Annotated in this window: 11 protein-coding genes; 8 read left to right on the top strand and 3 right to left on the bottom strand. The window is 62.7% G+C overall.

Features of this window, described 5'->3' with window-relative positions:
- Positions 1 to 2,247, top strand: a 2,247-nt coding sequence (locus tag AC2FM3_RS05550) for an efflux RND transporter permease subunit (protein WP_496679746.1), incomplete at its 5' end; no start/stop codon positions are given.
- 69 nt (positions 2,248 to 2,316) lie between these two features.
- Here the strand turns inward: AC2FM3_RS05550 and glpD are convergent.
- Positions 2,317 to 3,912, bottom strand: a complete 1,596-nt coding sequence (gene glpD, locus AC2FM3_RS05545) for a glycerol-3-phosphate dehydrogenase (RefSeq protein WP_496679743.1) — start codon at positions 3,910 to 3,912, stop codon at positions 2,317 to 2,319.
- Between the two features lie 227 nt (positions 3,913 to 4,139).
- Between glpD and AC2FM3_RS05540 the strand changes: the two genes are divergently transcribed.
- The 7 genes from AC2FM3_RS05540 (at position 4,140) to AC2FM3_RS05510 (ending at position 8,870) form a co-directional block, all read left to right on the top strand.
- The gene (locus AC2FM3_RS05540) at positions 4,140 to 4,901 is read left to right on the top strand and encodes a DeoR/GlpR family DNA-binding transcription regulator (RefSeq protein ID WP_496679741.1); all 762 of its coding nucleotides are present in this window, start codon (positions 4,140 to 4,142) and stop codon (positions 4,899 to 4,901) included.
- Positions 4,902 to 5,000: 99 nt separating this feature from the next.
- Positions 5,001 to 5,156 carry a DUF5993 family protein gene (locus AC2FM3_RS05535; RefSeq protein ID WP_490362420.1) on the top strand — a complete coding sequence of 52 codons (156 nt, stop codon included), beginning with the start codon at positions 5,001 to 5,003 and terminating at the stop codon, positions 5,154 to 5,156.
- 9 nt (positions 5,157 to 5,165) lie between these two features.
- On the top strand, positions 5,166 to 5,735 hold the full coding sequence (locus AC2FM3_RS05530) for a disulfide bond formation protein B (protein WP_496679738.1): 570 nt from the start codon (positions 5,166 to 5,168) through the stop codon (positions 5,733 to 5,735).
- Entirely contained in the window at positions 5,710 to 6,123 is a 414-nt protein-coding gene (locus tag AC2FM3_RS05525; protein WP_496679736.1) for a DUF3302 domain-containing protein, read from the top strand. Before AC2FM3_RS05530 ends, AC2FM3_RS05525 begins: the two co-directional genes overlap by 26 nt.
- 118 nt (positions 6,124 to 6,241) lie before the next feature.
- On the top strand, positions 6,242 to 7,288 hold the full coding sequence (locus AC2FM3_RS05520) for an HlyD family secretion protein (protein WP_496679733.1): 1,047 nt from the start codon (positions 6,242 to 6,244) through the stop codon (positions 7,286 to 7,288).
- A 2-nt stretch (positions 7,289 to 7,290) separates the two neighbouring features.
- Positions 7,291 to 8,469, top strand: a complete 1,179-nt coding sequence (locus AC2FM3_RS05515; RefSeq protein ID WP_496679731.1) for an efflux transporter outer membrane subunit — start codon at positions 7,291 to 7,293, stop codon at positions 8,467 to 8,469.
- Positions 8,470 to 8,552: 83 nt separating this feature from the next.
- Entirely contained in the window at positions 8,553 to 8,870 is a 318-nt protein-coding gene (locus AC2FM3_RS05510) for a TolC family protein (RefSeq protein ID WP_496679730.1), read from the top strand.
- A 3-nt stretch (positions 8,871 to 8,873) separates the two neighbouring features.
- Here the strand turns inward: AC2FM3_RS05510 and mprF are convergent, their stop codons facing one another.
- Both mprF and AC2FM3_RS05500 read right to left on the bottom strand, forming a co-directional pair.
- Entirely contained in the window at positions 8,874 to 11,483 is a 2,610-nt protein-coding gene (mprF, locus tag AC2FM3_RS05505; RefSeq protein ID WP_496679727.1) for a bifunctional lysylphosphatidylglycerol flippase/synthetase MprF, read from the bottom strand.
- A gap of 94 nt (positions 11,484 to 11,577) precedes the next feature.
- The gene (locus tag AC2FM3_RS05500; RefSeq protein ID WP_005983707.1) at positions 11,578 to 12,006 is read right to left on the bottom strand and encodes an Lrp/AsnC family transcriptional regulator; all 429 of its coding nucleotides are present in this window, start codon (positions 12,004 to 12,006) and stop codon (positions 11,578 to 11,580) included.
- Positions 12,007 to 12,082: the final 76 nt, after the last annotated feature.

The raw sequence follows: 12,082 nt of genomic DNA, 5'->3' as shown, positions 1-12,082 counted from the left end.
CCCGGCGCCAACGCGCTGGCCGTCTCCGAGCGGGTCGAGGCGGAACTGGAGCGCCTGTCGCGCGCCTTCCCGACGGATGTGGAATACGCGATTCCGTTCAATACCACCGATTTCGTCGAACAATCCTTGAACGATGTGGTTTCGACCCTGATCCTGACCTTCATCCTGGTGATCTCGGTCGTGTTCGTGTTTTTGGGCAGTTGGCGGGCCACGATCATTCCGGCAGTGGCCATTCCGGTTTCGCTGATCGGAACCTTCGCGTTCCTGCTGCTGTTCGGCATGTCGCTGAACACGATCTCTCTGTTCGCGCTGGTGCTGGCCATCGGCATCGTGGTCGATGACGCCATCGTGGTGGTCGAGAACGTGGAACGCATCATCGCCGAAGAAGGCCTGCCGCCCGCCGAAGCGACGCGCAAGGCGATGGGCCAGATCACCGGCCCTGTCATCGCGACCACGCTTGTCCTGTTGGCGGTGTTCGTGCCCGTGACCTTCATGCCCGGGATCTCGGGGCGGCTGTATTCCCAGTTCGCGGTCACCATTTCCACCGCGGTCGTGATCTCGTCGATCAACGCGCTGACGCTGTCTCCGGCCTTGTGCGGAATGGTCTTGCGGGCGCGGTCCGGCCCGCCCAAGGGGCTGCTGGCCGCGTTCGAGGGGTTTATCGGCTCGATGCGCGCGGGCTATGTGGCCATCGTGCGCAAGCTGCTGATCGTCCCGGCAGTGTCCTTGGCAATCGTGGCCGGGTTCGGCTTTGGCGGGGTCACGATCATGTCGAACACCTCCAGCGGCTTCCTCCCGCTCGAAGACAACGGTTACCTGTTCGTCGACATCCAACTGCCCGACGCGGCCACCCTGGAACGGACCGAGGCCGTGACCAAGCGCGTCGACGACCAGATCCGCCAGATCCCCGGCGTGGCCAATACCGTGCTGATCAACGGTTTTTCGATGCTCAACGGCACCATCACCAATGGCGCAGCGATTTTCGCGAACCTCGACAACTGGGACGACCGCCAAGATGAAGACCTGAGCGCCGACGCCATCCTGCAGAAGGTGCTGGCCATCGCCAATGGTGAATCCGCCGCCTCGATCGTGGCCTTTAACCCGCCACCGATCCAGGGTTTGGGCATGTCGGCCGGCGTGGAAATGGAGGTGCAGCAAACCGGAGGCGGCTCGCCTCAGGATCTCGCGTCGGCGGTCGGGTCCTTTGTCTATGCCGCCAACCAGAGGCCGGAAATCGGCCAAGCCTACACGACCTTCCGGGCCAACGTGCCTCAGTTGTTCGTGGATCTGGATCGCGAGAAGGCCAAGACGCTGCAGGTCTCGGTCGCCGAGATCTTCCAGACCATGCAGGCGCAGTTGGGGTCGTATTATGTCAACGACTTCAACCTGTTCGGCCGCGTCTATCGCGTGATGATCCAGGCCGAGGGGTCGTATCGCGACAATGTCGAGGACATCTCCAACCTGTATGTACGTTCGAATGAGGGCAAGATGGTTCCGTTGGGCACGCTGATCGACGTGGAAAACGTGCTGGGGCCAGTATTGCTGAAGCGGCACAACCTGTTCCGCTCGGCCACGGTGACTGCGGTGCCGGCCGAAGGGCTGTCGACCGGTGACGCCATCGCCGTGATGACCGAGGAATCAGCCACCGCCCTGCCCCCCGGTTATGCGTTCGAATGGACCGGTACGGCCCAGCAGCAGCTGGCCTCAGGCGGGCTGGTCGTGGTGATCCTGGGGCTGGCGATCCTGTTCGGCTATCTGTTCCTGGTGGGGCAATACGAAAGCTGGACCATGCCGGTTTCGATCCTGCTGTCGGTGATCGTCGCCCTGTTCGGCGCGGTCGCGGCGGTGGCGATCGTGGGCAGCGACATCAACCTCTACACGCAGATCGGGATGATCATGCTGGTGGGGCTTGCATCGAAAAACGGCATTCTGATCGTTGAATTCGCGATGGAGCAGCGCGCCAAGGGCTTGTCCATCAAAGAGGCCGCCGCCGAGGCCGCGCATCAGCGGTTCCGGGCCGTGATGATGACGGCGCTGTCCTTCCTACTGGGCGTCGTGCCGCTGCTGGCGGCCAGCGGGGCCGGTGCGGCCAGCCAGAAGGCCATCGGCGTGGCCGTGTTCGGCGGCATGTTGGCGGCAACGCTGGTCGGCGTGATCGTGGTTCCGGTTCTCTATGCCGTCATGCAGGGGCTGCGGGAATGGATCAAGGGCAGCAAGGGTTCGGGGCCATCCGAGGAAACGGCCTGAGTTCCCGGCGGACTAGGAACAAAAACCGCCCCGCTGATGCGGGGCGTTTTTTGGGCAACCACAATTTCATCAGCCCGCCAGCGCGGGTTCCGCCTGACGGCGCACCTGCATCCACGCGTCCAGCCGCGCGACCTGATCGGCGCTCAGTCGCAGGCCCAGCTTGTTGCGCCGCCAGATCACGTCCTGCGCGGTGCGGGCGTATTCCTTGTCCATCAGCCAGACCACTTCGCGTTCGGTCAGCGTCGCCCCAAAATCTTCGCCCAGATCCGCGGCGGATATTGCATCGCCCAGGATCAGCCGGGCCTCAGTACCATAGGCGCGCACCAACCGACGCGCCCAGCCTTGGGTCAGAAAGGCGTAATCGGCCATCAATCCGTCGATCAGTCCTTGCACCCCTTCAACAGGGAAATCACCGCCCGGCAGGGCAACGCCCGCGGTCCAGGGGCCGGGCAGGTCCGGGAAATGCTCGGCAACCTTGTCCATCGCGCTTTCGGCCAGCCGGCGATAGGTGGTGATCTTTCCCCCGAAAATGTTCAGAACCGGCGCACCACCCTCGGCATCCACCTTCAGCGTATAGTCCCGCGTCGCCGCCGTGGCGCTTTGCGCACCGTCGTCATACAGGGGCCGCACACCCGAATAGGTCCAGACGATCTGCTCCCGCGTTACGGGCTGTTTGAAGTATTTTGACGCGAAGGCGCACAGATAGTCCTGCTCGGCCTCGCTGCAGACGGGCGGTTCGGACGGATCGGGGTGGTCCTGGTCGGTGGTCCCGATCAGGGTGAAATCCTGCTCGTAGGGGATGGCGAAGATGATGCGGCCGTCCTCGCCTTGGAAGAAATAGCATTTGTCATGGTCATACAGGCGCGGCACCACGATATGGCTGCCCCGCACCAGCCGGACCCCTTCGCGCGAATTCGAGCGGATCTTGGTGCGGATGATGTCGCCCACCCAAGGCCCGCCCGCGTTGATCAGCATCCGGGCGCGCATCTCGCGGGTCTCGCCGCTGTCGCAATCCTGCACGGTGATCCGCCAGACGCCCTCGGCCCGCTCGGCCGACAAGACCTTGGTGCGCACCATGATCCGCGCCCCGCGCGCCTCGGCGTCGCGGGCATTCAGAACCACCAGACGGGAATCCTCGACCCAGCAGTCCGAGTATTCATAGGCGGTTTCGAACCGGTCCTGCAGCGGCGCCCCCTCGGGCGCGGTGCACAGGTTCAAATAGGTCGTGCCAGGCAGGATCTTGCGCCCGCCCAAGTGGTCATACATGAACAGACCCAGACGGATCAGCCAAGCAGGTCGGCGCCCCTTCATCCATGGCATGACGGTCCCCAAAAGGCGCGACGTCGGAGTTTCCGAGTCGAACCGCATGTCGGGGTGATAGGGCAGCACGAACCGCATCGGCCAACTGATATGCGGCATGGCGCGCAGCAGGGTTTCACGCTCGATCAACGCCTCGCGCACCAGGCGGAACTCGAAATATTCCAGATATCGCAACCCCCCGTGGAACAGCTTGGTCGAGGCCGAAGACGTGGCCGAGGCCAGGTCGTTCATTTCGGCCAGCGCCACCGACAGGCCGCGGCCTGCTGCGTCGCGGGCAATACCGCATCCGTTGATGCCGCCGCCAATGATGAAAAGATCGGTGATCGGGGTGTCGTCCTGTGCCATCTGAGCGTGATTCCATATTGCCCGGGAGATGCGCGCATTAACGTCATCGTGGTTCGTTTGGTCAAGGTTTGTGTTCGCTTTTCTTCCTTGCACCCCCCGTCGAGGAACTTGGAATACAGGATTTTCCCCAGAGTTTTGGCACTATCGAATGGGGCGCGCACCGATACAGGCTTGCGAAATCACACAAAAACGACCAAAACCGAACACAGCCTCGGATCGGAGCCCCCATGTCGCTGTCCTTTCGCCAAACCGACATCCTTGAACTGGCCAAACGGAACGGGCGCGTTTCGGTTGATCACCTGGCCGAGCGCTTCGGCGTCACGGTCCAGACCATCCGCCGCGATCTGACCGAACTGGCCGAGGCCGGCAAGCTGGACCGCGTGCATGGCGGTGCGGTGCTGAGGTCGGGCGTGACCAATATCGGCTATGAGGACCGGCGCGACCTGAACGAAGAGGCCAAGGCCCGCATTGCCCGGCGCTGCGCGGCCGACATCCCCGATGGCGCCTCGGTGTTTCTAAATATCGGAACGTCGACCGAGGCCGTCGCGCGCCAGTTGCTGGGCCACAGGAACCTGATGGTGGTCACCAACAACATGAACGTCGCCAACATCCTGGTCGAGAACCCCGACTGCCAGATCGTCGTGGCCGGCGGCATTCTGCGCCGCGCCGATGGCGGTTTGATTGGGAATCTCACCGTGAACACGATCCGCCAGTTCAAGTTCGATCACGCGATCATCGGCTGTTCTGCCGTGGATGCCGAAGGCGACCTGCTGGATTTCGATTTTCAAGAGGTTAGTGTCAGCCAAACGATCATCGCCCAGGCCCGGCGGGTGTGGCTGGTGGCGGATGGGTCAAAGTTCCAACGCTCGGCGCCTGCCCGCATCGCCTCGCTGGCCGAAATCGACGCCTTCTACACCGACGCCACCCCCCCGGCGCCGCTGCCAGACCGCTGCAAGGAATGGCAGACCCGCCTGGTGATCTGCCGCTGACGGCCGCGCAAGGCCATCGCCGGCAAAGCTTGCCAGATCGCCGACCGCCTGCCACTATCGCGTGAACTGCATCATCGCACGGGAAGGGAGGACCGGGCCATGATCGCACTTTTGTTTGCGCTTTTGGCGGCCGTGATGGCCTTGAATTACTTTGGAAGACCCCGGATCGGCACCGCCGTGTTCTTCTTCACGCTGGCGTTGAGCGTCTATTGGCTGAAATACCACGCCACCAGCCAACTGACCATTCAGCTGTAGGAGGCGCCGATGACACCGGACCTGTCCCGTATGTTGAATGCCATCGGCATGCTGGCCGTCAGCCTAGTGCTGGTGCTGGCCTATGTCTATCAGTTGGCGCTTTACGAACTGCCCTGTCCGCTGTGCCTGCTGCAACGGGTGGGTTTCGTGGCGGTGGGCGTCGGGCTGGGGCTGAACCTGCTGTATGGGCCGCGACCGCAGCACTATGCGATAATGCTGATCGCGGCACTCTATGGCGGCAGCGTCTCGGTCCGGCAGATCCTGCTGCATATCGTGCCGGGTACCGGGCACTATGGGTCTCCGGTTCTGGGCCTGCACTACTACACCTGGGCCGCGATCTGCTTTTTCCTGATCCTGCTGGGCACTGCGATCATGCTGATGTTCGACCGGCAATATGTCGAGGACCGCCGCTCCCTGCCACGCTTTGGCGGCAACAAGCTGGCGAAGGTCGCGTTCTTTATCATGCTGGGTCTTGCGGTGCTGAACGCTGGTTCGACGCTGCTGGAATGCGGTCCGGGCATCTGCGCCGACCCGCCGACCAGCTACAAACTGATTGACGACTTGGACCCGGGAAACTGACGACGGGGCCACCGGCCCCGAAGAAGGCGCGAAGATGGGACTGCTGGGACAGCCGCTGGGCTTCTACGACTATCTGACATTCGTCGCGCTGATCCTATTGCTGGCGGCGGTGATGGCGCTGTTTCTGTTCATCATGGGCCTGCCCGGCCGGATCGCGATCAAGCGGAACCACCCCCATGCCGAAGCCGTCAATCTGATGGGATGGATGGGTTTCCTGGCCGTGATCCCCTGGGTCCATGCCTTCATCTGGGCCTACCACAACGGGATGACGGTCGACATCCGCCGCCTGCCCGAGGGCAAGCGAGACGCGATCCGCAAGGAGATCGAACGCCTTGGCGGACAGGTCAAGGACGAGTACCAAGCGCCCGTGGCGCCGAAGGAAGGCTGAAGCCAAAGGACCCAAAACACCATGTTCGTCGCCCTCGGCATCACGCTTTTCTAATTCATTTTGTCTGGTTATTTTCTTCAAGGCACAATGGCTCAAGTTCAACATCGTATGGGGAACCGTGTCGTTTTGGGTCGGCGCCCATCTGCTGCTGATCTTCCTTGTCGCGCTGCGGTTTATTCGGCCCTTCTCGATCAACAGGCACGTTGTGCGGTCCACCATCCAGATCGTCCCGAAACTGACCCAGCCGACCATCCTGACCGAAGTTCTGATCAAACCCAACACGCCCATCACCAAGGGCGATCCGCTGTACCGCTTCGATAACACGGTATTCAAGCTGGCGGTCGAGCACGCGCAGGCCCAACTGGTGGCTGCCGAGCAAAACGCCAAAATCCTTGAACAGGACGTATTCGCCTCGACCGAGGCGGTGGAGCGTGCCAATACCCAGCTGGCCTATACGATGACGCAGAAGGCGCGCTATGAAAACCTTGTGCCTGCCGAGGGCGCGCGCCAGGACGAGTTGGACCGCTGGACCGAGCAGGTAACCGAAGATCAGGCTGCGGTCAAACAGGCCGAGGCCAATCTTAGAAAGGCGCAACTTGCGCAGGAATCACAGATCGACGGAGTGAACACCGGTATCCTTCAGGCCAAGGCGCAGTTGGCCGAAGCACAGTATTTCCTGGACACTACGACGATCTACGCCCCCGAAAACGGCATGATCGTCTCGCAACAGGTCCGTCCCGGCCTTGTGGTCGGCGATATCCGCCTGGGGGCCATCGCCAGCTTCGTGACCGAGGATTCGCCCTATATACTCGCCACCTTTCGTCAGCAGAACCTGAAATACGTCGAACCCGGTCAGCCCGTCGAAGTCGCGCTGGACCTCTATCCGGGTGAAAATCTGACCGGCAAGGTCGAGGCCATCTGGTGGGCCACCCGGCAAGGGCAATACCTGCCCTCCGGGTGTCTGCCGGGGCTCGAGCCGCCCAAAATTCCCGGGCGCGTCGCGGTGCAGATCTCGGTCGACGTCCCCGAAGGCCATACCGTTCCCGCTGGCGGGCACGCGGCCGTGGCCCTCTACACGGGGCAAAGCAAAAGTTTCGAGTTTCTTCGGCGCATCAACATTCGCCTCTATTCCTTCGCCAATTTCATCCGACCGCTGGATATCTGAGCATGACACACATGAACCCGGACCATCCGCGCAAGCCACGAAACCGCCGCCGCATGTTAGTTGGCACCGCGCTTAGCGCCGCGTTGCTGGTTGCATGCACCCCGGTCGCGCCGGATTTCGTGCGCCCCAACTCGCCGGTCGTGAAACAGTGGATGGAGGCCAACAGCCCCAGCGCCAGCCAGGCCAGCGGTCTGACATCGCGCAGCGCGCCCGTGGTCAAATGGTGGCAGAGCTTCAATGATCCGACCCTGAACAAGCTGGTGGCCGAGGCCTATGCCCAGAACCTGACCCTTCAGGTCGCAGGCGCGCGCGTGCTGCAGGCCCTCGCGCAGCTGGGAATCGCCTTCGGGGAGCTCTATCCGCAGTCTCAGGCCGTGGGCGGCGCGTTGGAGCGGCGCCGGATCAGCGACAACCTCGGTCCCATTGCCGATATCAACCGGGATACCGAGTTCTCGACGTCGCAGGTGGGATTTGACGCCCAGTGGGAACTGGATGTCCGGGGGGCGCAGCGGCGCGGGGTGCAGGTGGCGCGGTCGAACTTGGCATTGCAGGTCGCCAACTATGACGACGCGCTGGTGACGCTGACGGGCGACGTGGCCACGCTGTACATCAACCTCCGCGCGCTGCAGGAGTCTCTGGCCGTCGCGCGCGAGAACATCAAGCTGCAACAGGAAGCCAATGATCTGAACCAGTTGCGGTTCAACAATGGTGTGACGACGGAATTGGATGTGCAGGAGTCCACTGCCCTGCTGAACAACACCAAGGCGCTGGTGCCGACGCTGGAAAACGATTTGCAGCAGGCCAAGAACGCGCTGGCGGTTCTGCTGAGCACGACACCATCGCGCATGACCGGTCTGCTGGGAACGTCCGGACGAATTCCGTCGGCAAGATCGAACGTGGCCGTCGGTGTTCCGGCCGAACTGCTGCGCCGCCGCCCCGACGTACGCGCCGCTGAACTGGCCGCGGCCACGCAATCGGCGTCGGTGGGCATAGCCATGGCGGACCTGTATCCGCAATTCATCCTGTCGGGGTCGATCGGCCTGCGGGCATCGGGCGGGCGCGACCTGTTCAGTTCGAACAGCATCACGGGTCTGGCCAGCGCCGGCGTGGTCTGGAACGTGTTGAACTATGGGCGGATCAAGAAAACGTGCGCGCACAGGACGCCGCTTATGAGGCGCTGATCGCCAACTATCAGAACACCGTCCTGACCGCCTATTCCGAGGTCGAAAGCGCCATGGTCGCCTAGGCCGAGGCACGCAAGAAGGTGACGTATTACCAACGCAGTATCGACGCGGTGCGCAAGGCCGCCGACATCGCCGTCAGCCAATATCGTGACGGCATCGCCGATTATTCCCGCGTGCTGAACACGCAGACCGCGCTTCTGCGCTCGCAAGCCAATCTGATCGAGTCGCGCCAGCAGGTTTCGTCGAACTTGCTCGCGGTCTACAAAGGTCTGGGCGGGGGCTGGCAGATCCGTCGGAACCAGGAATTCCTGCCCGAAACCGTACTGGCCGAGATGGCCTATCGCACCGATTGGGGTGACCTGCTGCAGCAAGACCCGAAACGGGCAAGTCTGAACTAGGCGCTATTTCGTCAGGCCCGTCAGACCGCCCGAGATCAGGATATTCACCTCGTACAGGATGCGCGGCGCGGCCAGACCGCCCGGGCTGGCCAGATAGTTGGGGCTCCATTCGGGGTCGAATTTTTGCTTGAAGGCGCGCAGCCCCTCGAAGTGGTAGAACTGCTCACCGTGCTCGTAGACGAAGCCGCCGATCCGGTTCCACAACGACGCGAGTTGCCGGTTCTCGATCCCGGAAAACGGCGCGGCCCCCAACGAGAACCAATGGAACCCTTGGCTGGCGCCCCAGTTCATCATCTCGGCGAACAGAGCGTCCATGACAAAGCTGGGGCAGTCGGGCTCGTACCGCATCAGATCCAGCGACAATTCCGACTTGTTGCCGCCCTGAAACAGGTTGGCAAAAGCCACGATCTTGCCTGTCTCGCCGTTCTTCAGAACCGCATGATCGAAATAGGACAAATACTGCTCGTCGAACCCGCCCAGGGCAAAACCCTTCTCTGCGCCCGCCTTGCCTTCCAGCCAGTGATCCGAGATCTGGCGCAGCTCCGGCAGCACTGGTGCTAGCTGTTCTTTGGGAATGATCTCGAAGACATATCCTTCACGCTCGGCCCGGTTCCGGGCCTGACGGAACCGCTTGCGGGATTTTCCGTCCAGCGTGAAGTCCTTCAGCGGAACGCGGGCGACTTCACCGATCTTGAGGATCGACAGCCCGAGGTCCAGAAACGTAGGCAGATACTTGGTGGACACGCTGTAAAATGCGCAGAGCTTGCCTTCGGCATCGGCCATTTCGCGCAACTGCCAGATCAGCTGCTGGCCGGCGGCCTCATCGCCGACAGGCTCGCCCTTGCTGATCAACGCGTTGCCGGAATCGGCATAGGCCAGAAAGGCGCTTTCATCCGGCGCGATCAGGAACTGCTTGTCGCCGGTCAGGCTGATCTGCGCCTCGGTGTCTTCGCTGGCCAGCGCCAGACGTTCGACCGCCGCAGGAATCTCGGTGCGTTGACGTGCGGGGATGGTGCGTCCGAACAACGAGTTCACGGCCACCACCCCGACGATCACCGCCACCACCATGCTGGAGCGCAGGAACCGCGAGGCATCGCCGTCCCAGGCAAACTCCCACCACAACGCGTTTTCGTATTCAACGTGGGAATAGGCAAACAACCCGATCCAGAAGATCACCGCCAGCAACGCGATCAGACTGACCAGCCAGGGAATGTTCAGTCGAAAGATGGATGCGCCGCTGACCCGGTAGAACGCCCCGCGAAACAGAGCCAGCAAACCGATGGCCACCAGCATTCCGATGGCCTCGTGCGTATCCAGACCCTTGGCCAGAGACGCGAAGAAACCGGCCAGCATCAGGATCATGGCCACGATCCATGCCCGGTACAGTTTGCGGTACAGTCCCCGTGCCACAAGCAGCAGCAAAACGCCAATGGCGCTACCGGCCAGATGCGATGCCTCGACAAAGGACAGGGGCAGAAAATCGCGCAGGATCCCCAGCTTCGTCGAGCTGGCCGGCAAGCTGCCCGAAATCAGAAGCACTGCGCCGGCCATGGCGGCGATGCCCGCAGCCGCCATCGGAACGATGGGACGGATGGCGCGATAGAACCAGGTCGCCGCGCCCCCCAGCCGGCGGCGATGCGCAACGGCGGTTGCTGTGGCAATCGACAAGCTGGCAATCGCAAAGGGCAAAAAGGTGTAGATCACCCGGTACAGCAGCAAGGCGGCGATCACGTCTGACCGGCCCGAGGCCCCCAGCCCGGCGATCAACGTCGCCTCGAACACGCCAAGCCCACCGGGGGCATGGCTGAGAATCCCGACGGCGATGGCGCAGATGAAGATCGTGAAGAACAGAGGATAGCCGACCCCCAGATCATCCGGCATCAGGACGTACAGAACCATCGAGGCGCCCAGCAGGTCTCCGACCGCCGCGAGGGTCAGAAGCCCCGCCAGTCTGCCGCCCGGTAGGTTGAAACCCAGCCCCGCGACCGACAGGCGCCGGGCGCCGCGTGACAGCCACAGGAACAGCGCGGCAAAGCCCGCCAGCAACCCCAGGCCAATCGCGGTTTCGACCGGCGCGCTGATGGGCAGCACCTGTGCAATCCCGTCCGGGTGAAAGGCCAGCAGCCCCCCCAGGATCAGGACCAGCCCCATCCAGAACGCCACCCACGAGGTCGCGATCACCCCTGCAACCCGCCCCAGGTCGAGGCCCAGCGAAGCATAGATCCGATAGCGGATCGCCGTGCCGGTGATATAGGAAAAGCCGAGGCAGTTCGACACGGCATAGCCACAGGCCCCAGCCAGGCCGGCAACGCGCAGCGGAACCTTGCCCTTAGCAACGCTCTGAACCGCAAAGACGTCATACAGCGACAAGGACACGAAGCTGAACGCCGTCCAGAACACGGCCAGTGCAACCACCCGCCATGGCGTCTGCGCCATGTCCGCCTTGACATCCGACCAGCGGACATGTCCGGCCAGATCATGCAGAACGGTCAGCGCGATCAGGGTCACCAGTACGGGCACCGCCACCCGCACCACGGGTTTTTCCAGTATGGCGGTCACTCGTGCAACCCACGGTTCGGGATTGGGCGGCTTGCCTGTTTCGGTCGTACTCATCCTGCGCCTCCCCACCGTTCCGGTCGCCGCCCCCTCAGTGGCAGCAGCCGCCCGCGAAGCTTGGCACAGGTTTGGCCCGGCTCAAAGCGCCCGATTAATACCGCCCCTTGCGGGTGGACAGCAGAAGGTTGGTCTCGGACCGGGTGACGCCTTCGATGCGGCGGATCTGGAACAAAACCTCGTCCAGTTCGGCCAGCGTCTCGGTGCCGATCTCAGCGATCAGATCCCAGCTGCCATTGGTGGAATGCACCGCCCGCACCTGCCGCATCGCCGCGATCCGGGCCATGATCCGCTCGGTCCCGCGCCCTTCGATTTCCAGCATCATCAGCCCGCGCACCGGGCTCTGCGCGACGTCCCGACGGGTCAGGACGGTGAAACCCACGATCTCGCCCGATTGCTTGAGCCGCTGCAGTCGGCTGCGCACGGTCGTCCGGGTGACGCCCAGCAGCTCGGCCAACTCGGACAAAGACGCCCGCGCGTCTCGGTGAAGGGCGCTCAGCAGCCGACTGTCCAGATCGTCCATCTTTTCTTACCAGATTGAAAATACTTGTTCCTTTTTGAGCAATTTGCTCTCTTCCCGCAACCCATGCTGCGCCGAT

The organism is Ruegeria sp. BHSB172 (genome assembly GCF_059613165.1).
Note: the sequence above shows the minus strand (reverse complement) of the source record. Positions and strands in the feature narration are given on the sequence as shown.